The 25404-nt window shown below is 64.3% G+C and carries 21 protein-coding genes; 8 read left to right on the forward strand and 13 right to left on the reverse strand.

Features of this window, described 5'->3' with window-relative positions:
* Positions 1–33: 33 nt before the first annotated feature.
* The 4 genes from gnd to HV770_RS16860 form a co-directional block, all read right to left on the reverse strand.
* Positions 34–1074 (reverse strand): phosphogluconate dehydrogenase (NAD(+)-dependent, decarboxylating), encoded by a 1041-nt coding sequence (gene gnd / locus HV770_RS16845; protein ID WP_175161348.1) that lies wholly within the window; start codon positions 1072–1074, stop codon positions 34–36.
* 451 nt (positions 1075–1525) lie between these two features.
* Entirely contained in the window at positions 1526–2872 is a 1347-nt protein-coding gene (locus HV770_RS16850) for a sugar efflux transporter (RefSeq protein WP_175161350.1), read from the reverse strand.
* A gap of 191 nt (positions 2873–3063) precedes the next feature.
* Positions 3064–3585 carry a hypothetical protein gene (locus tag HV770_RS16855; protein ID WP_246290954.1) on the reverse strand — a complete coding sequence of 174 codons (522 nt, stop codon included), beginning with the start codon at positions 3583–3585 and terminating at the stop codon, positions 3064–3066.
* An 88-nt stretch (positions 3586–3673) separates the two neighbouring features.
* On the reverse strand, positions 3674–3970 hold the full coding sequence (locus tag HV770_RS16860) for a DUF2628 domain-containing protein (RefSeq protein WP_175161354.1): 297 nt from the start codon (positions 3968–3970) through the stop codon (positions 3674–3676).
* A gap of 241 nt (positions 3971–4211) precedes the next feature.
* On the opposite strand from HV770_RS16860, the gene HV770_RS16865 reads away from it, so the two are divergent.
* Positions 4212–4532, forward strand: a complete 321-nt coding sequence (locus HV770_RS16865; protein WP_175161356.1) for a thioredoxin family protein — start codon at positions 4212–4214, stop codon at positions 4530–4532.
* Positions 4533–4684: 152 nt separating this feature from the next.
* Complete coding sequence (locus tag HV770_RS16870; RefSeq protein ID WP_175161358.1) at positions 4685–5104, forward strand: secondary thiamine-phosphate synthase enzyme YjbQ; 420 nt, start codon at positions 4685–4687, stop codon at positions 5102–5104.
* A 93-nt stretch (positions 5105–5197) separates the two neighbouring features.
* Here HV770_RS16870 and HV770_RS16875 read toward each other — a convergent pair whose 3' ends face one another.
* The 3 genes from HV770_RS16875 to HV770_RS16885 form a co-directional block, all read right to left on the reverse strand.
* The gene (locus HV770_RS16875) at positions 5198–6220 is read right to left on the reverse strand and encodes an alpha/beta hydrolase (RefSeq protein WP_175161360.1); all 1023 of its coding nucleotides are present in this window, start codon (positions 6218–6220) and stop codon (positions 5198–5200) included.
* 255 nt (positions 6221–6475) lie between these two features.
* Entirely contained in the window at positions 6476–6766 is a 291-nt protein-coding gene (locus HV770_RS16880; protein WP_175161361.1) for a hypothetical protein, read from the reverse strand.
* A 139-nt stretch (positions 6767–6905) separates the two neighbouring features.
* Positions 6906–9050: a hybrid sensor histidine kinase/response regulator gene (locus tag HV770_RS16885; RefSeq protein ID WP_175161363.1), complete on the reverse strand. Its 2145-nt coding sequence runs from the start codon at positions 9048–9050 to the stop codon at positions 6906–6908.
* 344 nt (positions 9051–9394) lie between these two features.
* Between HV770_RS16885 and HV770_RS16890 the strand changes: the two genes are divergently transcribed.
* Both HV770_RS16890 and HV770_RS16895 read left to right on the forward strand, forming a co-directional pair.
* Entirely contained in the window at positions 9395–10996 is a 1602-nt protein-coding gene (locus HV770_RS16890; RefSeq protein WP_175161365.1) for an FAD-dependent oxidoreductase, read from the forward strand.
* A gap of 21 nt (positions 10997–11017) precedes the next feature.
* The gene (locus HV770_RS16895; protein ID WP_175161367.1) at positions 11018–11200 is read left to right on the forward strand and encodes a hypothetical protein; all 183 of its coding nucleotides are present in this window, start codon (positions 11018–11020) and stop codon (positions 11198–11200) included.
* A gap of 135 nt (positions 11201–11335) precedes the next feature.
* Here the strand turns inward: HV770_RS16895 and HV770_RS16900 are convergent, their stop codons facing one another.
* The 3 genes from HV770_RS16900 to glgX form a co-directional block, all read right to left on the reverse strand.
* Positions 11336–13360 carry an AI-2E family transporter gene (locus HV770_RS16900; RefSeq protein WP_175161369.1) on the reverse strand — a complete coding sequence of 675 codons (2025 nt, stop codon included), beginning with the start codon at positions 13358–13360 and terminating at the stop codon, positions 11336–11338.
* Positions 13361–13619: 259 nt separating this feature from the next.
* Positions 13620–13799 (reverse strand): DUF2934 domain-containing protein, encoded by a 180-nt coding sequence (locus HV770_RS16905; RefSeq protein ID WP_175161371.1) that lies wholly within the window; start codon positions 13797–13799, stop codon positions 13620–13622.
* Between the two features lie 187 nt (positions 13800–13986).
* Complete coding sequence (glgX, locus tag HV770_RS16910; RefSeq protein WP_175161372.1) at positions 13987–16203, reverse strand: glycogen debranching protein GlgX; 2217 nt, start codon at positions 16201–16203, stop codon at positions 13987–13989.
* A 317-nt stretch (positions 16204–16520) separates the two neighbouring features.
* On the opposite strand from glgX, the gene HV770_RS16915 reads away from it, so the two are divergent.
* Positions 16521–16925, forward strand: a complete 405-nt coding sequence (locus HV770_RS16915) for a PRC-barrel domain-containing protein (RefSeq protein WP_175161373.1) — start codon at positions 16521–16523, stop codon at positions 16923–16925.
* Positions 16926–17205: 280 nt separating this feature from the next.
* Here HV770_RS16915 and HV770_RS16920 read toward each other — a convergent pair whose 3' ends face one another.
* The 3 genes from HV770_RS16920 to HV770_RS16930 all read right to left on the reverse strand — a co-directional run bounded on the left by HV770_RS16920 (position 17206) and on the right by HV770_RS16930 (position 20902).
* A complete protein-coding gene (locus HV770_RS16920) occupies positions 17206–17646 on the reverse strand; it encodes a response regulator (RefSeq protein WP_425497445.1) in 441 nt (146 codons plus the stop codon).
* 482 nt (positions 17647–18128) lie between these two features.
* The gene (locus HV770_RS16925) at positions 18129–19823 is read right to left on the reverse strand and encodes an ATP-dependent DNA ligase (RefSeq protein WP_175161375.1); all 1695 of its coding nucleotides are present in this window, start codon (positions 19821–19823) and stop codon (positions 18129–18131) included.
* Positions 19820–20902 (reverse strand): ligase-associated DNA damage response exonuclease, encoded by a 1083-nt coding sequence (locus HV770_RS16930; protein WP_175161376.1) that lies wholly within the window; start codon positions 20900–20902, stop codon positions 19820–19822. Before HV770_RS16930 ends, HV770_RS16925 begins: the two co-directional genes overlap by 4 nt.
* 246 nt (positions 20903–21148) lie before the next feature.
* Between HV770_RS16930 and HV770_RS16935 the strand changes: the two genes are divergently transcribed.
* The 3 genes from HV770_RS16935 to HV770_RS16945 all read left to right on the forward strand — a co-directional run bounded on the left by HV770_RS16935 (position 21149) and on the right by HV770_RS16945 (position 25360).
* Positions 21149–22051: a YihY/virulence factor BrkB family protein gene (locus HV770_RS16935; RefSeq protein WP_175161377.1), complete on the forward strand. Its 903-nt coding sequence runs from the start codon at positions 21149–21151 to the stop codon at positions 22049–22051.
* A gap of 170 nt (positions 22052–22221) precedes the next feature.
* A complete protein-coding gene (locus tag HV770_RS16940; protein WP_175161378.1) occupies positions 22222–23025 on the forward strand; it encodes an alpha/beta fold hydrolase in 804 nt (267 codons plus the stop codon).
* A 4-nt stretch (positions 23026–23029) separates the two neighbouring features.
* On the forward strand, positions 23030–25360 hold the full coding sequence (locus HV770_RS16945; protein WP_175161379.1) for a hybrid sensor histidine kinase/response regulator: 2331 nt from the start codon (positions 23030–23032) through the stop codon (positions 25358–25360).
* Positions 25361–25404: the final 44 nt, after the last annotated feature.

The following is a 25404-nucleotide window of genomic DNA, read 5'->3' on the forward strand; positions in this document are numbered from 1 at the left end:
CGGTTGCAGTGAACTCTTCGGTGGGCGGCCCACTCAGCCCTTTGGCGCACTGCCCGGCTCGGCCGTTTTTTCGACGTGGCCGCCGAAATCATGCCGCATCGCCGATAGCACGCGGTTCGCGAAGTCCGCTTCGCCGCGCGAACTGAAGCGCGCGAACAACGCCGCGCTGAGCACCGGCGTGGGCACGCCTTCGTCGATCGCGGCCGCCACCGTCCAGCGGCCCTCACCCGAATCGGAGACGCGGCCGGTGTAGTTCTGCAGATCGGCGTCGCTGACGAGCGATCCCGCGATCAGGTCGAGCAGCCACGAGCCGATCACGCTGCCGCGCCGCCAGACTTCAGTGACCTCGGCGAGATTCAGATCGTATTGGTACAGCTCGGGACGGCGCAGCGGCGAGGTTTCCGCGTCGGCTTCGCGCGCGTGCTTGCCGGCGTCGGCGTGGCGCAGAATGTTCAGGCCTTCCGCATAGGCGGCCATGATTCCGTATTCGATGCCGTTGTGGACCATCTTCACGAAGTGCCCCGCGCCTTGCGGTCCGCAATGCAGGAAGCCCTGGTCGGCAGTGCTCCCGCTCGTCGCGGTGCGGCCCGGAGTGGGCGGCGCCGCGGCGGCGCCCGGCGCGAGCGCCGCGAAAATCGGTTCGAGCCGCTTCACGACCTCAGGCTCGCCGCCGATCATCAGGCAGTAGCCACGCTCGCGGCCCGCGACGCCGCCGCTCGTGCCGACGTCCACATAGTGAAGCTGGCGTGCGCCGAGTTCGTTGGCGCGGCGGATGTCGTCGTGATAGTAGGAGTTGCCGCCGTCGATCACGACGTCGCCGGGTTCCAGCAAGGGCACGAGTTTTTCGAGCGTCGCGTCGACGACGGCGGCCGGCACCATCAGCCACACGGCGCGCGGCTTCTCGAGTTGCGCGACGAGGTCCTGCAGCGACGCCGCGCCCGCCACCCCTTCCTGCTTCAGCCGGTCCACCGCCGCGGACTGCACGTCGTAGGCGATGCATTGCTGACCACCTTTGGTCAGGCGTCGCACCATGTCGGCGCCCATGCGCCCTAATCCAATCATGCCTAGCTGCATATCTCGCTCCGGAAGGTGGCTCGTTGCACTGCCCGATGTCGGTTCGGCGTGTTGCGGCGATGCGGTTGTTGCGCCGGGTGTTATGCCGGTGGCGGCTCTGGTGGTTGCTTCGTCGTGACCGGGTTGTTGCCGGGTTGTTGCCTCGGTGATGAATTCAACGGCGAACTCAACGGCGAACTCAGCCGCGAATTGAGCGGTGAAGCAGGCGGCATCGCATGGCCCACGCAAACCACTTTAGTCGCGTCGATGCAAGAATGCAGGACACACCATAGCCGTCTGGTTCATTCCGGCATGCGCAATGCGCATCGCCGCGCGCGTCAAAAGACGATACGCCTCTATGCAGAGACGTGGCGTGACGTAAAGTTCCTCGCGTGTGTGTTATGCACGTATATATGCCTGGCGGGCACCTCCGCGGCTGCCGATGTGCCGCAGCGCGTTCGCGTGCTTCAGCTCACTCGCCACGCGCCGTCACTCGTTGACGCCGCTTCGCCTGCAGCTTGGCATACAGCTCGCGCGCGAAGCGCTTCACCGCACGCCACATCAGCGGATAACGATACCCGGGCACCGCGAACAGCACCAAGGCACACAGCGCCAGCAAGCCGCAGAACAGAAACGTGCCGCGATAGCTGAACGCCTGCACCAGCAGGCCCGACAACACGCCCGACAGAATCGAGCCGACCCGCGCCGCGTTGAAGAACAGCGCGGTGGCGCGCCCGGGCGAGTGCGGCATCAGATCCTGCACATAGGTCATGCCGAGACACGACGTCACGGCGACCACGAACGCATTGAGCATCTGCATCGGGATCAGCACGTTGACGTTGCCCGCCAGCGACATCCCGACGAAATACACCGCATGCACCGCCGCGCACGCGGCAAGCCAGTTCGGCTTGTGCAGCGCCGACGACTTCGCGCCGAGCGCAAGCATCATCGGAATTTCCATCAGCGCGCCGAGGCCGAGCATCACCGATACGTCCAGATGCGAGCCGTTCAGGCCATGCACGATGTAGAGCGGCAGCACGATCATCGTCGCGTTCGCGGCGAGGCCGAGCAGCGTGAGCGCGGCCACCGCGCGGCCGATGTCGTTGGCCGATGCGACGCCGGGCAGGTCTTCGTGCGCGTCTTCGCCCGGCGCGGTCAGCGGCGGCACCGTGATCGACGCCGACGGCTCGGACGCCGTGTCCTCCACCGTGTGGTCGCCCAGATGACCTTGCGGCTCGCGCATCCGCCAGACGATGAATGCGCAGGTCGCGAAGCTCGCCGCCGCGAACAGAAAGAGTCCATAAAAGCTGGTGGCCGCGAGCACCAATGCGCCCACCGATGGCCCGAACACCCACGCCGCCGACAGGATGGTCCGCAACGTCGCGCTCGCGAACACGCGCTCGCCGGGGTCCGGCACCGGCAGCGCCGCGCGGCTGAACGCGAACACCATCGAGATGGCCGAGCCGCCCGCGCCGATGAAGACGATGCCGACCAGCAGCAGCAGCCGGTAATCGCGCACCACGCACAGGCACACATAGCCGAGCGCGGCCGCCACCAGCGCCGCCAGCAGCAAAGGCCGATGCTGTCCGCTCTTATCGGTCCAACGGCCGGCGAGCGTGCTGGCGAGCACCCCGCTCGCGGCAATCAGCGTCATGAAGACGCCGAGCCTGAACGGCGTCATGCCGGCGCGCTCGACGCCGAACAGCGATAGATACGGAGCGGTGAATGACATCGCCACACCGAGCATGAGGGTGGCGGCGGCCAGCGGCTTGAAGCCAGGGATACGCAGCAGGTCGAAAAAACGCGAAGTTTTCAACACGAGGGCGGTGGATCAGATGGAGCGAGCCGGGTCGGCGCAACGTGCGCCGTAAGTTCGGGGCCGGAACGACCGGGGCATTATCGACCTAGCTGGCGGGCGCGTAAACCCGCGCTGCGCCGTCCCACATGCATGTTGCACCGCGTCGTTAGAACGATGGCGGCGCGTTGACGACCGACTGTGCACGCTCGCCGCTACTTGCCGTCGGTTGCGCGCATTTGCTGCGCTTGCGCCTTGTAGTCGTAGGTCGGATAAAACTCGGTGCGATAGCCGCCCCACGCGGTCAACTCGATCGCACGGTTGACTTCGCGCAGCCGGCTCGCGGGCACGCGCAGCGTGACCACCTGGCCGATGCCCATCATCACGTACCACGACACGACTTCGATGCCCGGCGGCGGAAAGGTCTTGAAGAAGCCTTGCGCGCGGAGCTGGTCGTTGATCTTCGGCAGCGGTTTGGATTCGTCGTGGCGCAGAAAGATGGTGAGCAGAAAGGTATCGTCGGCAGCGGATGTCGACGATGCGGCCGAGGGGCCTGGAGCGCCCGCTATGGCGGGCGTGTCAGATGCGCCGGCCGCAGGCGCAGCGGCGGACTGCGCGCCGCACGCCAACGGCGCGGCGGCGAGCGACACCGCCAGCGCCACGCACAGCGCGCCCCGGCGAAACCTCCTGACGCTTCCGATCGATCTGCTTACTGTGGTTGAAAATGCAACGTGCATGAAAAACCTCCCTGAGGTAATCCAATGAAATCACTTCGGCGACTCGCTGCGCATCGCGAAGTCATCGCCCCTTCGCCCCTTCGCCGCGTCATAGCACGACGTAGCCGCGCTTTTCAAGCGTCCAGCGATGCCACCGATTCCCATAAGCGCCACAGGCGACGGCGAACAGAATCGACAGCACGAGTCCGGCCAGGTCGGCCGTTTCGCCCCATAAGCCCATGCCGAACAGGATCAGACTGACGCCCAGCATGACAAAGGCGGCAAACCACATCTTCTTCGATAACGCCCAGATGAAACCCAGCAGACACGCGCCCCAACTGAAGCCGGTCGCGACCGCGACGGTGTCGTCCGTGGCCGGATGTTGCAGATAGATCCTTGCTCCCATTTCCCTTCCCAAACGCGATGACGCGCCGCCTCGTGACGGCGCAGGGAAGATGTTTAACACGTCAACGCGCCACACATGTGAATTCGCGTGCAAACCGCGTGATCGGCCTGGCCGTTGCGGCGCCTGCGCGGCAAGCCGGCCTCGATGACGATCCCAGGCATTGCTGCTACTCTTGGTGAATCCCCGCGCAGGGACCGCCGCACCGGTCAACGTCCCTGCACTGAACAGCATTGGAGCACGCATGGCAACCCAGACAGCCTATTCATCCAAAGCCCCTTCGCGCGCCGAACTCGACGCGCTGCCGGGCGTCACCGTCGTCGAGTTCGGCACCGACTGGTGCGGTTACTGCCAGGGCGCACAGCCATCGATCGTCAAGGCGCTGGCGCCGCATGCCGGCCTTCGTCATCTGAAAATCGAAGATGGTCCGGGACGGCCCCTCGGCCGCTCGTTCAAGGTCAAGCTGTGGCCGACGTTGGTGGTCATGCGTGACGGCGCCGAAGTCGCGCGCGTGGTTCGGCCAACCGGCGCGGCGGAAATCGAGAATGTATTGACGTCGATTTGAAGCTGCGGGCAGCGTGTGACCGGCGCTCGAGTTTGAGTTCGCGCCCACTTGTCTGATTCACGTATTTTCAGATTCACGCGCCCGCCACTGCACCGAAGCCGGAGCGCCTCAAGCGCTTCGCGCCGCCACACGAACCACCTCGCTCACCCATCATGCGACAAGCGATCCATCATCTGAGCATCAAGGCCCGCACGCGCGGCCTCACCGAGTTCACCGACGAAGCGCGCCGCTTTGTCTCCGGCACAGGCATCCACACCGGGCTGCTGACGCTGTTTTGCCGCCATACGTCAGCGTCGCTGCTGATTCAGGAAAACGCCGACCCTTCGGTGCAGCGCGATCTGGAGCGCTACTTCGCGAGCCTCGCGCCCGAGGACGCCGAGCGTTACGAACACGACGCCGAAGGCCTCGACGACATGCCGGCCCATCTGCGCACGGCGCTCACCCAGGTGCAACTGTCGGTGCCGGTCGAGTACGGACGCATGGTGCTCGGCACATGGCAGGGGCTGTATCTGTTCGAACATCGCCGGCAGACGCAGCATCGTGATGTCGTGCTGCATCTGCTGGGTGAGTGAACCCGCGTGAATCGCAGGGCGAAGCGATCCAATCGCAATCGCCGTCAACTAGCGGCAATCGCGAGTCGCCGCGTGAAAGCCAGACCTCCCTGCTTAGCTTGGCGCCCCACCGAACGCCTGCCGCTGCGTCAGCGACACGAACGCCTGCGCGTCGCGCGCCGCCTGCACCACCGCCGCCATCCCGAAGAACTCGTGCGTCGCGCCGCGATAGTTGCGGTACTCGACCGCCACGCCCGCGCTGTGCAGTTTCTGCGCGAGCTTCTCCCCATCGGAGCGCAGCGGATCGATGCCGGCGGTCACGATCGCCGTCGGCGGCAGGCCCGACAGATCGGTGCTGAGCACATCGATCAGCGGACTCGTCAGATCGCTCTCGCTGTTGATCACGTTACGCACGAACCACAGCATCATCGGCTTGTTCAGCGGCCTTGCGTTGCGATTCTCCTCGTAGGAGATCGATACGATGTTGTTGCTCGCCACCGGATAGATCAGCGCCTGATGAAGCGGCATGCGTGTGCCCGTTTCGCGCGCGCGGATCGACACGTTGATCGCCAGATTGCCGCCCGCGCTCTCGCCCATGACCGCGATCCTGTCCGGCTCGCCGCCGAGACTCGCCGCATTGCCGAGCAGCCAGCGCCACGCGGCGAACGCATCGTCGTGCGCGGCCGGCAAGCGGTGCTCGGGCGCCTGGCGATAATGCGCGGACACGACGATGGCCTTGCTTTGCGCGGCCATCGCGCGCGGCGTGGCATCGTAGGTATCGAGATCGGCGATCACCCAGCCGCCGCCGTGAAAATAGAGGATCAGCGGAAACGGTCCCGCGCCTTGCGGGGTGTACACGCGCGCCGGATTCGTGCCGAGCGCACCGGGAATCTCGATGTCCGTCGTGCGCACTGCTTCGAGTTCCAGCGACGGCCTCGCGCTATACGCGGGATCGGTCAACAGCTTGCGCACGGCGTCGGCGGGCGTGGGCTGCTGCCTTGCTTCCTCGACCGAACATTCTTCGATCGGCTTCGGTTTGAGGCTCTTGAGCGCGTCGAGCACGGCTTTCATGTCGGGATCGGCGTGACCCGTGGGGTCCAGCCCGACCATACCTTTGATGGTGTCACCGAGTGTCACGGACAAGCTCCTGATGGCTAGAACGCACGATCCCATCGGAGGCTTTGAAGGTTGCGCTCGACGCCGTGCATGTGAGCGATTTCAGCAAGCGCTATACCCGTCGGAACATGCCGCAGCGGCGCGGCAACGAGGCTCCGTCAGACCCGGCGCCATGCAAACAACCAGCAAAGGCGAAGAGCGCCTCGCACCTCGGGCAACGATCAGCCGCAACCGGCCACCGCACCGCAGGTAAGCGTCTTCGCCGCGCTGCCGGTTTTACTGCCCCTTCGTGTCGCTGCTGGCATCCGCGCCCGGCATGTTGGTCGAGTCGGTCGCCGGCTTGGTCGTCTTCGAATGCTTCATCTGATGCTTCTTCGAATGCGTGGTGGTGCCGGGCGCCTGCATGTCGCCGCCTTCGCGCGTGGTGCCGGCCGTGGTGCCGCCGCTCGGATCGTTGCCCGCCGGGCCGCCACCGCCAGCGCCACCGCCACCGCCGCCTGCCTGGGCCATCGCGAGAGAGGAAGCGGCGAGCATCGTCGAAACGAGTAGTGCGTGTCTGATCTTCATGACTGTTCTCCTGTCCGGAAAGTGAGTGGGCCGCGCCGGTTGCGCCAACCGATCCGCAGGCCTCGATTTCTTTCAGCAAGGGCTATGCCGCAAGTCATGAGTCGTTTCGAACATGCCGCGCGCGGCGCGGCGCGAGCGCTTACGGTTCGCAAGCCACCAGCGCGTGCAGTTCGTCGATATTGAACGGCTTTGCCAGAATCGCCACGCCGAGGCGTCGCGCGCGTTCGAGTTCGTCGGCGTAGCCGGTCATCAGCGCGATCCTCTGCGACGGCCACGCGCTGCGGACTTTTTCCGCGAGATCGATCCCGTTCAGTTTGCCGGGCATCTGGATATCGGACAGCACGAGTTCGAAACGCGCGCCGCCGTTCAACACATCGAGCGCCTGATCGGCGGTCGGCTCATGGCGTACTTCGCAGCCGAAGGTCTCCAGCACCGCCATCACGCCGGCCGCCACGTCCTCATTGTCTTCCACCAGCAACACGACGCCGGACGGTGTCGGCGCCGGCTGCTGCAGGAGTTCGTCCGCCGTCGCCTTGCGCTCGCGATAACGCGGCAGATAAAGCCGCACCGTGGTGCCGCTGCCTGGCACGCTGTCGATCTTCGCAGTGCCGCCCGCCTGTTCGCACATCGACAGCACCTGCGCGAGACCAAGCCCGGTGCTCGAGCCGCGCAGCTTGGTGGTGAAAAGCGGCTCGAACGCGCGGCGCGCGACGGCTTCGGGCATGCCCTCGCCGTCGTCGGAACAGGCGATCACCACGTATTCGCCATCGGGCAGCAAGGTATCGCTGCCGACTAGCCGGCTGTTCTGGCAGCGAATCACAAAGCGGCCGCCGCGCGGCATCGCATCGCGCGCGTTGACGGCCAGGTTCATGATCGCGAATTCGAGGTCGGTCGGATCGGCCAGCACCGGCCACACGTTGTCGACCATGTTCAACGCGAGCTCGACGGTGTCGCCGAGCGCCGCGTCGATCAGCGGCGCAGCGGTAGGCAGCCAGCGCGCGAGGTCGACCGCCTCCTGTTTGAGCGGCTGCTTGCGCGCGACGCTCAGCAGGCGCCGCGTCAGCGCTTCGGCGGTGGCGGTGGCGCGCTCCACCGCGAGCACTTCCTTTTCGAGGTTGTTGTAATGTTTGAGCCGCGCGAGCTCCGTGTTCGCGGAGACCACCATCAGCAGGTTGTTGAAGTCGTGCGCGACGTTGGCGACCAGATTGCCGAGCGCACCCATGCGTTGCAGTTGACGGCTCGACGCCTCCACGGACAGGCGCATTGCCACTTCGCCTTGCCAGCGTTCCCACGCGCGCCGCTCGCCGGCGAGTTGCCGCAGCGAATAGAACACCAGCAGCCAGATCGCGAAGCAAGGCACGGCAGTGAGCGCCGCGATCAGCACGAAATGCCGGCGCCATGCGCTCGCGATCGACGAGATCGCATACGCGCTTACCACATAGAGCGGATAGTCGCCGACGCGGCGAAACGCAAGCAGCCGTTCGACGCCATCCACGGTCGAATGCAAACGGACGTGGCCGAACAGCTGCTTGTCGCGCAGCGCCGCGCTGAACGCACTGCGCGAGGTCGGCTTCGCGCCCGCCGGCCACGGTGGATAGCGCACCAGCAGGCTGCCGTCCTGGCGATACAGAGCCAGCACGAGCGACGGATCGCCCTCGGTCAGTTCGCGGTAGAAGCGCGAAAAGTACTCGTTACGTAGCGCCACCGACACCGCGCCGATGAACTGCCCGTCCGCGCCCGAGCGGCCGATCATCGTGGTGAACACGTTAGTCTTCGACACCGGCCCGAACATCGGCAGCGAGAAATACGGCTGCGGGCGCATCGCTTTCGCGGTCATGAAATCTTCGCGCTGACTGATCGACATGGCCGGCGCGGGATACGCGAGGCTCGACACCAGCAGGTCGCCCCGCGCGCCGAGCACATAGATCGACGACACCTGCGGAAAGTCGCCACCGACTTCGCGCAGGCGTTCGTGCAATTCGGCTTCGCGCGCGCGGATCTGCGCGTCGTCCGCGCTGCCTAGCAATTCGACGATGCGCGAAGCCATCTGCCGATTCAGGTCCATCACCTTGACGGCCTGCTCTTCGGTCACGCGCGCGAGCCGGTCGATCATGTTGTTCGAATCAGCAATGCGGCGCTGGTAGTCGAAGTAGCCGTAACCCGCGAGGCAGGCAAGCGGAAACACAATCGACACGGCCAGCACGATCAGTAGCATGCGCCGCGTCGCCGCGAAATTGCGTGATGGCATCGGGAAATCGACTGCAACACGTTCCACACGCTGCACGGCACGATCTCCATGAAATTTGAAAACAGTCCAAAAGCACAATGCCCCATACGCCTCGTACAGGCGTTTTTGCACGCGATGGGCCGCGCACGTGCTCGAGCGCTGTGTCCCTTTGTCTGGAATTTACCGCACTTCCGTCGTTCTTCCAAAGCGTCTTGAAGGCGCGGCGGGCGTCACTGCATGAGCGTCACTGCGGGCACGTGGATTGCTGAACCACCCTGCATCCCCCACGCATTCGAGCGAATTTTGCAGCGCAGCGCGGCAGGCACTCGTCCGACCTCGCCTCGCGCGCAGACACTCCATGCCAACACGTGGGCCCAACCTGTTCCGCGAGAGACCCGACCATGTCCACGACTGCCCGCCACGTCGCCCAGTTATCGCAATTGCGCGCGGACCGAGCCGAGCGCGTCGAGGTGGAGGGCGAGGCCATCCTGCTGGTGCGCGACGGCGACACGGTACATGCGTACGCCGCCGATTGCCCGCACGCGGGCGGCCCGCTCGAACAAGGCGCGCTTTGCAACGGGCGGATCATCTGTCCGTGGCACAAGGCGAATTTCGATGCCGCCACCGGCAACTTGCTCGAACCGCCCGCGCTCGTCGCGCTCGATCGTTATCCGGTCGCGGTGAGCGGCGACGACGTGATGGTCACGCCGCACAAACTCTCGCAACCGGTACGGGGCGCCGCCGCGCGCGAGCCGCACTACGCAGTAATCGGCGCGGGGGCGGCGGGTGCCGCGGCCTGCGCTGCATTGCGCGAACGCGGCTTCGACGGCCGCATCACGCTGATCGGCGACGAGCCGCATGCGCCCTACGATCGCACCGCGCTGAGCAAGTTCGTGCCGTCGTCCGAAATGGCGCCCGCCGATGTGCCGCCGCTTCTCGCACCCGACTGGCTGGAGCAGCACGGCATCGAACGGATCGTCGCGAAGGTTGCGCGCCTCGATGTCCCCGCGCGCACGATCCATTTCGAAACCGGCGGATCGCTCAGCTACGACACCGCATTGCTCGCCACTGGCAGCGTGCCGAAGCTCCCCGCGATTCCCGGTTGCGAATTGGGCGGCGTGCACGTGCTGCGCAATCTCGACGACGCTGCCGCATTGGTCGACGCGCTTGGCGACGACGCGCAACAGCCCCAGGTGGCGATCCTCGGCAGCAGCTTCATCGGCCTGGAAACGGCGTCCGCGTTGCGCAAGCGCGGCACGCGGGTAACCGTGATTTCGCCCGACAAGGTGCCGTTCGCGAAACAGTTCGGCGAGCGCGCAGGCGCGATGTTCCGCGCGTTGCACGAAGACAATGGCGTGGTGTTTCATCTCGACGCGAAGGTCGCGTCGCTCGAAGGTGAGGAAGGCAACGTACATCAGGTGATGCTCGAAGGCGGCGAGCACGTCGCCGCCGACGTGGTGCTGCTGGGCACGGGCGTCGCGCCGGCCACCGGCTTTGTCGAGGGCTTGCCGTTGCAGAAGGATGGCGGTGTGATCGTCAATGCGGGCATGCAGGCCGCGCCGGGTCTCTATGCGGCAGGCGATATCGCGGTCTTTTCCTTGCACGAGAATCAGGAGCCGTTGCGTGTCGAACACTGGCGCGTCGCGCAGCAGCACGCGCGGATCGCTGCCGGGAACATGTGCGGCGCGCGCAACCGCTATGCCGGCATGCCGTTTTTCTGGACCTATCACTACGGCAAGCGCTTCGAATATCTTGGCCATGCCAACGAGTGGGATGAGATCGTCGTCGATGGCGAAATGGAGCGTCAGCAATTCGTCGCGTTGTATCTGAAAGACGGCAAGGTGGCCGCCGTGCTCGCGTGCGAGCGCGAAGCGCTCACCGCGCGTTTGATCGACGCTATGGGGCGGGAATTGTCGCGCGATGCCGCGCTTGCGATGATCGCGGCGGAGCATGCGTCGCGCGTCGATGACCGCGATGCCGCGCCACTTCCCACATTGGATTGATTACCTGAAGGAGAAACCGTTATGACAGCACATAAGGAAAAGCACCCGCACGCCGACAAGAGTGAAAAGCAGATCGACAAAGAGGTCGAGGACAGCTTTCCGGCCAGCGATCCGCCATCCACCGGCGGCACCACCAAGATCGTGCCTGACAAGGAGGCGGCGGCCAAGGACAAATCTTCGGCAGGCAAACCAGCTCGCCGTTGAGACGTTGCGCGTCGGTCTCGACGTAGCGCATCGTCGCTGCCCGCCGCCTTCTGTCGGCGGGCATTTTCTTGCGTTTATGCATTTGCGGTTTGGCTTCTTCCGGTCCATGCCGGGCGCGGCAGGCGCAACAGGCCGTCAGCCATCGGCCATCACCACCTCCCCTTCCACCACCTTCGCCGCATCGATCCGCCGGCAAGCCGCCAGCACTTCCTGCAACGATGTCGCGTAACACGCCGCGCCTATCGCGCTCTGCAGATCGGCGCTCCACTTCTCTGTATGCTCCGCCGCCCACAAACCGACCACGATCGACACGTTCGGCATGCGCGCGCGAATGCGCCTCACCATATAGCGCAAATGCGAAGGAATGCCATCGATCTGCAAATAGAAAATGCAGACGATCCCCACATCGTCCGCGTCGAGCGTGTCGATCGACGCACGCGACGCGGCCTCGTGCGGCAGCGAACGTGCTGCAAACCCATGCTTGCCCAGCAACTGCAACAGGAGCGTCGTCGCCAGCGAATCGAGCGGCCCGCGTCCGGGAATGCACAAGACCCGGCGATTGACGGCGTGACTTGCCGCAGGAGGCTCGTTGGTCGCGCTGCTGTCCGGCGTCGTTCGCGTCGGCCCGACGGCGGCAAGCGTGCGCTGCGTTTCAAGCTCCGGCTGCGCCTCCATATCCGAGGGCGCCATCGGTCCCACCGCGCTCCAGTTTTCCTCCACCGCGAGCGGCGCCGGCTCGCGGTCTTCGTAGCCGTCCAGACCATCGACCAGATCGTTGATCGTCGCTTCGATCCGCGCCAGTTGCGGCGCGGTCACACTGCCGCGCATCACGTCGTTCGCCGCGAGCTGCAGGCCCTTGATGGCCACGTCGTCGTAATACGACGACAACGAGCAATCGCGCAGCAACGTCTCGGCTTGCTCGACCGCTTCGTCCGGATCGCCGGCCAGCGCCCGCTGGTAGAAGTTTTCGACGGGCGTCAGCGCCGGCTGGTCGCCGAGCAATACGTCGAGAAACTCCAGACGCCGCACATGCCGGCCGAGCACCAGCAGACACAAGGTGAGCGGCGTCGAGAGGATCAGCCCTATCGGCCCCCAGATCCAGCTCCAGAAAATCGCGGCCACCACGACCGAGAACGGCGACAGCCCCGTGCTGCGTCCGTAGAGCAGCGGCTCGACCACCTGCCCCACCAGCAACTCCACCGTGACGAACAACGCCAGCGACCAGAGCGCCATCGCCCAGCCAGGACTCACGGCGGCGGCGAGCGCGGTCGCGAGCGTAGCCGAAATCCAGATGCCGACATACGGAACTAGCCGCAACAGCGCGGCGAGAATGCCCCACAGGATCGGACTCGGCACGCCGATCAGAAACAGCCCGCTGCCGATCACCACGCCCACGCCCGCGTTCAGCCCGAGTTGCGACACGAAATACCGGCTCAAACGCCGCGCGGCCTCGTCCATGACCATGGTCGTGCGGTGGAGGTCGCGCGAGCCGAACAGACGAATCGCGCGGTCGCGCAGGTCGTCGCGTTGCAGCAGGATCACCACCATCACGACGAATACGATGAACGCGGTTTCGAGCGGACTGATGGCCGGCGACAGCACGCGCCGCGCGAGTTCGAATGGGGTGGGTACCGGCTCGCGCACTTCGACCGGCACGGCGGCCGGTGCATGAGCGCCGGAGGCGGCCGCCGCGCCGCGCGGCGCAACGGGCTGCGGCGGTTCGACGGTCGCGCGTTGCAAGGCCTGACCGGCCGCGCCGGCGATGCGGTCCAGCTTGCCGATCGTTACGCTGTGCACCGTTTCCATCTTGCGTTCGATGGTGGCCTGATAGCGCGGCATGCCGGCGGCGAGATTGGTCAGTTGCGTGGCGATCACGGCGGCAAGCATCGCGATGACCGATACCGACATGACGACAGCCGCAAACACGGACGCGACATGGCCCAGCTTCAGCCTGCCCAGCGAATCGACCAGCGGCGCGACGAGAAAGCTGAGCAAAATCGCGAGCGTGATTGGAATCAGCACGGCGCTCGCGAAATACAGGCACGCGACGACGGTGACGCCGACACCGAGCGCGACCAGTCCGTCGATGCCGAATGCGGCGGGCGGCGCCTGTATGCGCGTGGCGGGTCTCGTGCCGCGCGGATCGGGTAAGTCCTTCATGTGGCGGATCTGTCCGGTTGCGGGGATATTCGATAAGCTCAGGAATCCGGCGCACGCCGATGGCTTCGCGGCATGCAGGGCGCGTAAGCACCGGCATGACGATTGACTACTGGACTTCGGCGCTTCGTCGGCTGCTTCAATGCCGGCTCTTTCGTGTTTCATGACTCGCGCGCAATGCCCGGAGCGAGCACGCAGTTCCGTTACCGCTTACCTCCCCACGTCCGGTTTTACGCGCCGCATCGTCCCGCTCGTCACATGCCTAGGGTGCGGGGTCGTCGGCAATGGGCCCGCTTTCGATCGGCGGCGCTTCCTTCTCTATCTCGGCGCGTGCCTGCTCCCAATACTCGTCAGGCGTGCCCTTGGGGTCCGTAGCCTGTTGCCACAGATAGTAGGCACGCGTGCGAATCTGTTCCTCTTGAGCGGTTGTTTCGTGTTCCATTTGATCACCCCTGGTTAGACCTCGCAAATACCGACGTCGGCTGTGCCGCGCGCTCATCGCCGTGGCAATTTCGCGCGCAGCCATCAGCGAGGGAGCAAGCCCTGTACCCGCCAATATTTGGCTATGCCCGGCTATACATGGCTATTGCGGCAGCGCATCCTCGATGCGGGCGCTTCGTCAAAAGTCATCAGGAACTCACGGGCGATTCGCCTTCGTCTGACGTCAGCTGCTCTTGAAGCCGGTCGAACACGCGCTGCGTCGCGCGGCTCGGCGCTTCGAGTGCGAACAGCAGCAGCGAGCGCCCTGTCACCTGGTACGCGTCGCCCGCGCTGAACTGCGGCAACTCGGCGCGCACCGGCATGTTGGTGTCGAGCAGACAGGTCCAGTTCGCGCCCTCGGGCACCTCGGGGAGCGTGAAATTAACCACGTCGTGATGCGCGTTCAGCACCAGCAACAGGGTCGCGTCGGAGGCGAGGCGGCGAATGCCGCTCGCCTGCGCCCGTCCGTCGATCACGAGGCCGAAACAGCGCATCGACGGATCGTCCCATTGTTCGGGCGAGATATCCGTGCCGTCGGGCGACAGCCAGCGTGCGTCCGTTACGTCCAACGCTTCGTTGTATTCGCCGATCAGAAAGCGCCCGCGCCGCAACACCGGCAGACGGTGACGCAACGTGGTGAGGTTCCTGACGAACTCGGTGAGTGCGCGGCCGTCCTCGTCGATTGCTTCCCAGTCGACCCAGCTGATTTCGTTGTCCTGGCAATACGCATTGTTGTTGCCCCCCTGCGTGCGGCCGAATTCGTCGCCCGCGAGTAGCATCGGCGTGCCTTGCGAGAGCAGCAGCGTGGCCAGCAGATTGCGTTTCTGCCGCTCGCGTTGCTGGCGAATTTCGGGGTCGTCGGTCGGCCCTTCCACGCCCATGTTCCAGGACTTGTTGTCGGAGTGGCCGTCGTTGTTGTCCTCGCCGTTGGCTTCGTTGTGCTTGTCGTTGTATGAGACGAGATCGTTCAGTGTGAAACCGTCGTGCGCGGTGATGAAGTTCACGCTCGCCCACGGACGCCGCCCGCGATGATTGAACTTGTCGCCCGACGCAGTCAGGCGCGTGGCCAGATCGGCGACCTTGCCTTCGTCGCCTTTCCAGTATTCGCGCACGGTGTCGCGAAAGCGGTCGTTCCATTCGGCCCAGCCGGGCGGAAAACCGCCCACCTGGTAGCCGCCAGGGCCGCAATCCCATGGCTCGGCAATCAGCCGCACGCTGGAGAGCACGGGGTCCTGCCGGCAACTGTCGAGAAAGCCGCCGCCTTCGTCGAAGCCATGCGTTTCGCGGCCCAAAATCGTCGCGAGGTCGAAACGGAAACCGTCGACCTTCATTTCCGTGACCCAGTAGCGCAGGCTGTCGGTCACCATTTGCAGCACGCGGGGATGCGACAGGTTCAGCGTGTTGCCCGTACCCGTGTCGTTGATGTAGTAGCGCTGCTCGTCAGGCATAAGCCGATAGTACGAGGCATTGTCGATGCCCTTGAAGGAAATCGTCGGACCACGTTCGTTGCCTTCGGCGGTGTGGTTGTACACGACGTCGAGAATGACTTCCAGATCCGCCTGATGAAAGCGGTCCACCATCTCCTTGAACTCGCCTACCGAGTCGGTCGAGGACGCGAAAAAGCGCGGATCGGCCGCGAAGAAGCCGATCGTGTTGTAGCCCCAGTAGTTGGTGAGGCCTTTGTCCAGCAGATAGCTGTCGTTGACGAAAGTCTGGATCGGCATCAATTCGACCGACGTCACGCCAAGGTTGCGGATGTAGTCGAGCACGACCTGCTGGCCAAGTCCCGCGAAAGTGCCGCGCAGATTCTCGGGCACCTCCGGATGACGTTTCGTCAATCCGCGTACATGGGCTTCATAAAAAATCACCCGCTCCCAGGGCAACGCGTTGCGTTCGGGATGGGTCCACGAAAAATTGGCATCGACGACCTTGCACTTGGGCACGAAGGGCGCGCTGTCACGTTCATCGAACGACAGATCGCCATCTTCCGAGTCGAGCGTATAGCCGAATATTTCAGGCGCCCATTTGAGTTCGCCGATGTGCGCTTTCGCATACGGGTCCAGCAGCAGCTTGTTCGGATTAAAACGATGACCGTTTTCCGGCTCGTACGGACCATGCACGCGGTAACCGTAGATCGCGCCCGGCTTGAGATTCGGCACGAACACGTGCCAGACCTCATCGGTGTATTCCGGCAGTTCGATGCGTTCTAATTCTTTGTCGCCGGTTTCATCGAACAGACACAATTCGACCCGCGTGGCGTGCGCCGAGAACAGCGCGAAATTGACGCCGCTTCCGTTCCATGTCGCGCCAAGCGGAAAAGGCGTGCCTTCCGAAATGCGCGTTGAGTAGTTGGCCTGGGTAGACATAGGGGTTCCTGTGGAAGCAAGGGCGCTTGCGCGCATCTTCTAGTGTAGGCAGTGGATCGGACATGCTGGACGTTCGCTTGAGCGGCGCCCGGTCACGACCTGTCCGTTTCTGCCGACGAACAATCGGCCCGCTAAATTAGCAAAATCCGGACCTGAGGTAATCGACGCGCAACCCTGGGCGGCGCGGCGGCATGATCGTCCAGCTCGCGGCACAACTCTTGCAGCCAGCAAGCTGAAAGCTGACCGGCACTCGTGCGCTGCGGCATGGACTCGCAACGGGCACGCACCACCATGTCAGACACAACAGGGAGAACATCATGCGCAACTTAACCATCGAACCCTTCGTCGCCACCGCCCTGCTTCTTGCTGCGCTGGCGTCAAACGGCAACGCGTATGCACAAGGCGCCCCTCAGGCAATCATGGAGAAGCGCACGGACGTGGTTCAGCTCGCGAGCGGTTATCGTGCGTCGAAGCTCAGCGGCGCCGACGTGTACAACAGGAACAAGGACGCCATCGGCACACTGGACGATCTGATCGTCTCGCCGGGTGGCGGTCGCGGCACGTATGCGATTCTGTCCGTAGGTGGTTTTCTCGGCATGGGCAAGCACTTGGTCGCTGTGCCGTTCAATGATCTGCAAATCGAAAACCGCCGCATCGTCTTACCGGATGCGACCAAAAAATCGCTCGCTGCGCTGCCGGAGTTCAAGTACGCGCCGGAGTAAGCGAGCTTTATTGCATGGCCGTGAAAGCTTCGGGTTTTCGCGCAGAAAAGCTTGATGTTTGCTCACGGCCCCCGCTATATCCAACGGTGACTATCGCGAGGTTGCGCAGACAAGCAGGAAATGGCGTGAAAAAAGGCGCTTTCCGGATCGGAAGTTGCAGGCGGGAATTGAAAAAATAGCGGGCACGTATGCCCATTTTGTTAGCTTCGCGCAGACCAGGCGATGCGTTGAAGAGGCGGGGTCCACTGCATTAAGTACTTGTGCAACTGCCCCGTACGCGTTACGGCGGTCCGGCAACATGCAACGCGGCCGCCGATTCGAGCACGCGCAACAGGCGCTCGGGCGTCAACGGCTTGGCGCAATGCGCATCGAAACCGGCGGCTCTGGCTCGCGCGCGGTCGTCCCGCGAGGCGAAAGCCGTACAGGCGACCAGCAGCATATGCGAAGTCGCCGCATGAGCCCTCAGACGACGCGCCAGTTCGAGCCCGTCCAGTCCCGGCATCTTGATGTCCAGCACCACGGCGAACGGTTGCCACTCGCAGGCCATCTCGCACACAGCAAACGGATCGTCGAGCGCACGGCATTCGAATCCGTCGGCGGTGAGCAGCATCTGCAATGCATCAGCCGCTTCGCGATAGTCGTCCACCACCAGCACACGACGATGCGAGACCATCGCATACTGGATAGGTCGCCACACCACGACGTCATCGTTTTCATCCATTCTGTCGTCGACCTTCACCCTGTTCTCCTTGGTTTTTTCGTGTGCCACCGATGAGCACGTCGGAACGACGGCGCAAGATCCGCTCCCACGGCGCGAATAAAACGCATCGCTTGTCACGCGAGAGCCGCGATCGATGCCGCGCTGTCGTCAAAGCGCCGCTGCAGACGGCTTGGCGCTTGTCATCGTTCATGATGCCTGGCAGCGCTAGACAATTCGATCAGACCCATCCTACGCGAGCACGCGTACATCTCACGTGCGCGCCGTCGATGCAGCGCACTTCTCTCGTGCATGCCGCCCATGGCGCGTGCATCACACGACACTTCTTCTGCCGTTTGATTTTTTTGGCTGAATGCGACGCTGCTGCCTCTACGATAAATCGCTGTGTGCTTGTAGCTCACAGCGGCAGCGTCGGCATACACACAGAATAAGCGAGGAAGCGCGCCGAAAAAGCAGCAGCGTTTTAGGGGTTTGCGCTCAGCGGGTTATCCCGCACGATCGTCGATGAAGCCTTTGAGCATGCTCAACGTATCGGCATCGTCGATCTGTTTATCGGTACGCCAGCGCAGCATGCGCGGAAAACGCACCGCCACGCCGGACTTGTGGCGCGAACTTGCCTGAATTCCTTCAAAGCCGATTTCGAATACGAGCGTAGGCGTCACGCTACGCACCGGGCCAAACTTTTCGATGGTGGTCTTTCGGACAATGGCATCGACCTTGCGCATCTCTTCGTCGGTGAGACCCGAGTAAGCCTTGGCGAATGGCACGAGAGTGCGCACGCCATTCGCTTCGTCCCACACCGCGAACGTGAAGTCGGTGTAAAGACTTGCACGGCGGCCGTGACCGCGTTGCGCATAAACCAGCACTGCATCGACCGCATAAGGATCGACTTTCCATTTCCACCATGTACCCGATGCCTTGGTGCGGCCCACGCCGTACATCGATTCGCGCTCCTTCACCATCAACCCTTCAACGCCGCGTGCGCGGCTTTCCTCACGCAACGCCGCGAGCGTCTGCCAGTCCGGCGCGCTGACGAGGGGCGACACCCGCAACAGATCGCGCGCGAGCGTGCCGTCGACGGTAGCGGCCAATGCATCGAGTCGCGCACGCCGCTGCGCGAGCGGGGTCATGCGCAAGTCCTCGCCTTGCGCTTCGAGCAGATCGTAAGCGAGCAACGTGGCGGGCGAATCCGCGAGTACTTTCTTCGTCAGCGTTTTACGAGCGATGCGCGGTTGCAGACGCGCGAACGGCAACGGCGCGATGGCGCCCGGCTCCCACGCGAGAATTTCGCCGTCGATCACATAACCGTCCGGCAATGCTTCTCCCAATGCCGCGACTTCGGGAAAGCGATCGGTGATCAGATCCTCGCCGCGCGACCATAACCAGACATGCCCACCGCGTTTGACGAGTTGCGCGCGAATGCCGTCCCATTTCCATTCGATCAACCACTGCGACGGATCGCCGAGCGTCGCCGGATCGGCCTGCAACGGATGGGCGAGAAAGAACGGATACGGCAAGCCGAGATCACTGTCGCGCTGCGCGAGCGCATGCTCGCTTGGTTGCGCGTCGTGCTGATCGCCACTGCCCGCTTCCGGCGCGATGAGTCGCAGATAACGCGCCGCGTCCGGCTTCTGCTGCGAATCGGTCCAGCCGACCATGCGTTGCGCGATCCGTTTGTGATCGACGCCCGCCACTTCCGCGAGCGCCCTGACCACCAGTTGCCGCGCGACGCCGACCCGGAATCCGCCGCCGATCAGTTTGGTCAGCAGAAAGCGGCCGCCCCAGTCGAGTTCATCCCAGTAGCTGAGCAGGCGCGTGCGCAACTCTTCCGGCGCGACGCCCCGCAAGGTCAGCACGCGCTGTTCGATCCATTGCGTGAGGCCCAGCTCCGACGTGCGTTGCGCGGGCGGCAGGATATGCGCGATGGTCTCCGCCAGGTCGCCCACCGCGTGATACGACTCCTCGAACAACCATGGCGGCAAGCCGGCGCGCTCGCGGGCAATCTCGCTCAGAAGGCGCGTCGGGACCGACTGACGCGGCTTGCCGCCAGCGAGGAAATACGACGCCCAGGCGGCGTCTTCCGGATCGGCCACGGCGAAGTAGCTGGTCAGCGCTTCGAGCTTGTCATGCGTGGACGTGGTGGCATCGAGCGCGGTGTAGAGGGCGGCGAAGCGTTTCATGGGCTGCTCGCCGCGGCGGTTTCGTCAGCGCCCGCGGCATCGGCCTCGACACTGTCGTCGCCGTATTGCGTGTCGAACGCGCCCGCTTCGAGGCCCTGCTCGCGCAACCATCGCACCATCGGCTCGACCGAACCATGAGTGACGATCACGCGTGGCGCGCCGGTCGCTTGAATCGCGGTTTGCAGGCTCGGCCAGTCCGCATGATCCGACAGCACAAAACCGCGATCGACGCCGCGTCTGCGCCGCGCGCCGCGCAAGCGCATCCAGCCTGAGGCAAACGCGTCGCTGTAGTCGCCGAAGCGTTTGAGCCACGCGCTGCCTTGCGCCGAAGGCGGCGCGACGATCAACGCCTGCCTGAACACCGCCTTGTCTTTGGCGGGGATCTCGGCGACGAGGCCGACCGGCGGCAAGCGCACACCGGCCGCGCGATACGCGCGATTGAGCGGTTCCACCGCGCCGTGGCAGAAGAGCGGCCCGATTGCCGCATCGACGCTCGCCAGCACGCGCTGCGCCTTGCCGAACGAATAGCAGAACAGTACCGACGCGCGTCCTTCGGACGCATTGTGACGCCACCATGAATCGACGCCGTCAAACACGGTTTGCGGCGCGTCCCATCGATAGATCGGCAAGCCGAAGGTCGATTCGGTGATGAAGGTATCGCAACGCACGGGCTCGAACGCATCGCAGGTCGGATCGGCATCGAGCTTGTAGTCGCCCGATGCGACCCACACGCTCCCCGCGTGTTCGATCCGCACTTGCGACGAGCCCAGCACATGCCCAGCCGGGTGCAACGACACGCGCGCGCCGCCGATAACCAGCACCTCGCCATACGCGAGCGTCTGCAGCGAGATGCCGGGCAAGCGCGACAGCAGCACGTTCGCCCCCGCCTGCGAGGCGAGGTAATGCCGATGCCCGAAATGCGCGTGATCGGAATGCGCATGCGTGATCACCGCCCGCTCAACCGGCCGCCACGGATCGATATAAAAATCGCCGGCCTCGCAATAGAGCCCTTCCGGCCGCGCCACGACGAGGTCCGTTTCGTTCAACCCGATGTTCGATTGATATTCTGGCAGGTTCATCGAGCGGTCCCTGAAGTCCGGCGAATGGCGGGCCGGTCTCTTGCTGATATAAAAGAGCAATGAGCGCCATCGTGCGCGTCGACTCATGTCGCGCGCGTTGGCCCGAACGCGAAGCAAACCGCATTCCTGGCACGCGCCCGACGCGCGCATGGTTTGCGCTGCGTGCCTGCCTACGGTATATAACGCAAGCAGGCGCGTCGATACTGGCTGCCAGCCGGCAGAGCCCGACTCGTACCGCGAGGCCCCATGCGCACCATTCTCGACCCGCACGCGCTGTATATCGCGAAACATCCCGGCCGCTTCATCCTGCAAACGCTCAAGGCATTCCGGGCGAACCAGGGTTTGCTGCTTGCGGGCGCGGTCGCGTATTACGCCTTGCTGTCGATCGTACCGCTGCTGATTCTGATCGTCATCGCGCTCTCACGGGTGGTGCCGCAACACCTGCTGCTGGCGTCGCTCGCCCACCTGCTGCGATGGCTGGTGCCAGGGCAGTCGAATGCGCTGGTGCAGGAGCTGGCGAATTTTCTCGACCATCGCGCGGTGATCGGCTGGGTGCTGTTGCTGACCATGATCTTCTTCAGTTCGCTCGCCTTCACCGTCCTCGAAAATGCGATGTCGCTGATCTTCGTTCACCGCGTCGTGGTCCGGCGCAGGCACTTTCTGATCTCGGCGCTGCTGCCGTACTGCTACATCCTGTTTCTCGGCATCGGGCTGCTGATCGTCACATGCGTGTCGAGTGCGCTGGAAACGCTCGGCGCCGAGGGCATCGAATTGTTGGGCCTGCATGTCTCGTTGCAGGGACCATCGCGGGTGGCGCTGTATCTTCTCGGACTCGCCGGCGAGATTTTCGTGCTGACGTCGATCTATCTGGTCATGCCAGTCGGGCGGCCTTCGGTCAAACACGCGCTGCTAGGCGGCGTGGTCGCCGCCATATTGTGGGAAATTACGCGGCACGTGCTGGTCTGGTACTTCGCGACACTGTCTCAGGTCAGCGTGGTATACGGGTCGCTGACCATGGCGATCGTGCTGCTGCTCAGCCTCGAATGGCTGGCTACACTTCTGTTGTTCGGCGCTCAGGTGATTTCGCAATACGAACGATTCGGTCGCGAACCGATCGAGGCGCGGCAGCCGACAATCGAAACCGGTTGAGTCCGCGCCCCTCAACCCGGAGCACCGCTTGCAGGGCGCCGCGAAACGCATCCGCGACGCCTTTCACACTGGGTCTGACGGCGAGACTGCGGTAACATCCGTGGATCTGGGCCCGGCGCCATCGCAGGCTCCTTCGCCGCGCCATTCCCCGCAGACCTCAGGACTCGACAATGAGCATCATCCAGCGCAACAACGTACATATTTCGGGTCACGGCAAACGGATCATTGTGCTCGCGCACGGCTTCGGCTGCGACCAGACCATGTGGCGATACTTCGTGCCGTCGTTTCAAGACGACTACCGGACCGTGCTGTTCGACCACGTCGGCAGCGGCTCGTCCGACCTGGCCGCTTACAACGTCGACAAATACGACTCGCTCGATGGCTACGCCGACGACCTGATCGAGATCATCCGCGAAGTGGCCGACGAGCCGGTCGTATTCGTCGGCCATTCGGTGAGCGCGATGATCGGCCTCGTCGCCGGCCTCAAGGCGCCGCAACTCTTCGCCGCTCAAGTGATGGTCGGCCCGTCGCCCTGCTATGTGAACGACGGCGACTACATCGGCGGCTTCACGCGCGACGATATGGACGACCTGCTGCACACCCTGGAGAGCAACTACCTCGGCTGGTCGAGCACCATGGCGCCGGCCATCATGGGCACGCCGGAGCAACCGGAGCTCGGCATCGAACTGACCAACAGTTTCTGCCGCACGGACCCGGAAATCGCGCAGCAATTCGCACGCGTCACGTTTCTGTCCGATCACCGCGCGCTGCTCCCGCGCAGCACCGCGCCCACGCTGATCCTGCAATGCAGCGACGACATCATCGCGCCGCAGGCGGTCGGCGAATACATGCACCGGGTGATGCCGCGCAGCACGCTACATGTGATCGAGAACGTCGGCCACTGTCCGCATCTCAGTTCGCCCAGCGCCAGTTCGGCGGCCGTGAGCGCCTTTCTCGAGCCGCTGAGCCTGTAACGCGATGCACAGCACGGACCACCTGCAGCCGTCAGCCGACACGCTCTACGAGCACGCCGCGTGCGGCCTGCTCGTGACCGACGCCAACGGCCGTATACAACGCGTCAACGCGACTTTCTGCGGCTGGCTCGGCTATAGCGCGACGGAACTCGCGGGTGTCAAGCACATTCAGGATCTCCTGAGCGCGGGCGGCAAGGTGTTCTATCAGACCCATTGGGCGCCGCTGCTGCATATGCAAGGCTCGGTAGCCGAAGTCAAGCTGAGCATGATCCACCGCGACGGCCAGACGGTGCCGATGCTGCTCAACGCGGTGAGCCGCCGTCATGGCGAGACGAGCTACTTCGAAGTGGCGGTGCTGATCGTCGCGGATCGTCATAAGTACGAACAGGAACTGCTGCTCGCGCGGCGCAATGCCGAGGCGTCGGTGGCCGCGCATCAACTGGCGCAGAAAGCCCTGCAGGAAAGCCGCGACGTGCTCAGTCTCGCGATGCGCGGCGCGCGCATGGGTGCGTGGTCGCACGAGCCGAAGTCGGGCAAGTTCTGGTGGAGTCGCGAACTGGAAGCACTCGCCGGTTACGCCGAAGGCCGTTTCGCGGACATGGCCGGCGGCTTTTTCGAACTGATCCATCCGGGCGACCTGGCCGGACTCAACGAAGCCGTCGATCAGGCGGTGGCGAGCGCGGACGACTACGTCGCCGAATTCCGCTTCATGCACGCGAGCGGCGAGTGGTGCTGGATGGAAGGCCGCGGGCGCGCCACCTACGACCGCAACGGCGAACCGCTGACGATCTACGGGCTCGGCCTCGACATCACCGAGCGCAAGGAAGCGCAAACCGTGCTGCTGCGCCAGGCCGCGATCTTCGAGCATCTGAGCGACGCGATCGTCATCACCGATCTGCGCGGCAATATCACCGACTTCAACGTCGGCGGCGAGCGCATGCTCGGTTATCGCACGCGCGAGATTCTCGGCAAGCCCATCGCCATCTTCCATCCGCCGGAAGACGCGCTGCGCATCCGCCGCGAAGCGCTCGCCGCACTCGCCGCCGACGGTACGTGGCGCGGCGAACTCACCTTCGTGCGGGGCGACGGCACGCGCGGCGTGTGCGACACCGTCGTCAAGCCGCTCGCGAACGCGCGCGGCGACGTCTACGGCGCGGTCTGCGTGAGCCGTGACATCACCGAGCGCCGGCGCGCCGAGCGGCAACTACAGCGGCTCAATCTCGAACTCTCGAAGGCTGACCGGCGCAAGGACGAATTCCTCGCCACGCTCGCGCACGAACTGCGCAACCCGCTCGCGCCCATGCGCAACGTGCTCGAAATTCTGCGCCTGAAGGAATTCGCCGATCCGCAATTGAGCTGGTCGCGCGACGTGTTCGACCGGCAATTGCAGCACATGACGCATCTGGTCGACGATCTGCTGGAAGTGTCGCGCATCACGCAAGGCAAGCTCGAACTGCGCAAGCAGCGGCTCGAACTCTCGCGCGCGATGCAGTCCGCGATGGAAGCGGCGCGCCCTACCGTGCACGCGTTGTCGCACCACTTGAGCGTGACGTTGCCGCGCGAGCCGCTCTATCTCGACGCCGACCCGACCCGTCTATCGCAAATGATCCTGAACCTGCTGAACAACGCAGCCAAATACACGCCGGCCGGCGGCAACATCTCGCTCGCGGCCGAGCGCGAAGGCAATGAAGCCGTGATCGTCGTGCGAGATTCCGGCATCGGCATTGCGCGCGAACACCTGAACAGCGTGTTCGAAATGTTCTCGCAACTGGCGCCCGCGCTGGACCGTTCGCAAGGCGGTCTCGGCATCGGCCTCGCGCTGGTGCGCGGACTCGCGCAATTGCATGGCGGCAGCGTCGCGGCATTCAGCGCCGGGCCGGGCACGGGCAGCGAGTTCATGATCCGGCTGCCGCTATCGACAGCCGCGGCGGCGGCCGCCGACAAGCCCGCGCCCGAAACCACGCACGCGGCCGGCATGCGCGTCGTCATCGTCGACGACAACGCCGATGCTGCCGACAGCCTCGCGATGGTGCTCGAACTCGAAGGCCACGAAGTGCGCACCGCGGGCGACGGTATCGCCGGTCTGGCGTTGATCGCCGGATTCGCGCCGCAAGCGGTGATTCTCGATATCGGTTTGCCGCTCCTGAACGGTTATGAAGTGGCGCGGCGCGTGCGGCACGATCACCACGAGGCCGGCATTCTGCTGATTGCCGTCACCGGTTGGGGACAGCAGCAGGACAAGCAGACTGCCATCGACGCCGGCTTCGATCATCACTTCACGAAGCCGGTCGATCCGCGCGAATTACAGCGCGTGTTGAGCCGGCAGCAGGTTTGAGGGCGGCAGGCGTCTGCGGACATGACTGCTAAAATGGCGCGCTC

The organism is Paraburkholderia fynbosensis, assembly GCF_902859935.1.
GTDB classification, from domain to species: Bacteria; Pseudomonadota; Gammaproteobacteria; order Burkholderiales; family Burkholderiaceae; genus Paraburkholderia; species Paraburkholderia fynbosensis.

Bases quoted from the DNA above. Each gene is read 5' to 3' on its own strand.
- HV770_RS16860 (WP_175161354.1), bottom strand. From the start codon at position 3,970: ATGGGAGCAAGGATCTATCTGCAACATCCGGCCACGGACGACACCGTC.
- HV770_RS16890 (WP_175161365.1), top strand. From the start codon at position 9,395: ATGTCCACGACTGCCCGCCACGTCGCCCAGTTATCGCAATTGCGCGCG.
- HV770_RS16945 (WP_175161379.1), top strand. From the start codon at position 23,030: ATGCACAGCACGGACCACCTGCAGCCGTCAGCCGACACGCTCTACGAG.
- HV770_RS16880 (WP_175161361.1), bottom strand. From the start codon at position 6,766: ATGAAGATCAGACACGCACTACTCGTTTCGACGATGCTCGCCGCTTCC.
- HV770_RS16940 (WP_175161378.1), top strand. From the start codon at position 22,222: ATGAGCATCATCCAGCGCAACAACGTACATATTTCGGGTCACGGCAAA.
- HV770_RS16855 (WP_246290954.1), bottom strand. From the start codon at position 3,585: ATGCACGTTGCATTTTCAACCACAGTAAGCAGATCGATCGGAAGCGTC.
- HV770_RS16870 (WP_175161358.1), top strand. From the start codon at position 4,685: ATGCGACAAGCGATCCATCATCTGAGCATCAAGGCCCGCACGCGCGGC.
- HV770_RS16930 (WP_175161376.1), bottom strand. From the start codon at position 20,902: ATGAACCTGCCAGAATATCAATCGAACATCGGGTTGAACGAAACGGAC.
- HV770_RS16865 (WP_175161356.1), top strand. From the start codon at position 4,212: ATGGCAACCCAGACAGCCTATTCATCCAAAGCCCCTTCGCGCGCCGAA.
- HV770_RS16935 (WP_175161377.1), top strand. From the start codon at position 21,149: ATGCGCACCATTCTCGACCCGCACGCGCTGTATATCGCGAAACATCCC.
- HV770_RS16920 (WP_425497445.1), bottom strand. From the start codon at position 17,646: ATGGATGAAAACGATGACGTCGTGGTGTGGCGACCTATCCAGTATGCG.
- HV770_RS16905 (WP_175161371.1), bottom strand. From the start codon at position 13,799: ATGGAACACGAAACAACCGCTCAAGAGGAACAGATTCGCACGCGTGCC.
- HV770_RS16895 (WP_175161367.1), top strand. From the start codon at position 11,018: ATGACAGCACATAAGGAAAAGCACCCGCACGCCGACAAGAGTGAAAAG.
- HV770_RS16900 (WP_175161369.1), bottom strand. From the start codon at position 13,360: ATGAAGGACTTACCCGATCCGCGCGGCACGAGACCCGCCACGCGCATA.
- HV770_RS16925 (WP_175161375.1), bottom strand. From the start codon at position 19,823: ATGAAACGCTTCGCCGCCCTCTACACCGCGCTCGATGCCACCACGTCC.
- gnd (WP_175161348.1), bottom strand. From the start codon at position 1,074: ATGCAGCTAGGCATGATTGGATTAGGGCGCATGGGCGCCGACATGGTG.
- glgX (WP_175161372.1), bottom strand. From the start codon at position 16,203: ATGTCTACCCAGGCCAACTACTCAACGCGCATTTCGGAAGGCACGCCT.
- HV770_RS16915 (WP_175161373.1), top strand. From the start codon at position 16,521: ATGCGCAACTTAACCATCGAACCCTTCGTCGCCACCGCCCTGCTTCTT.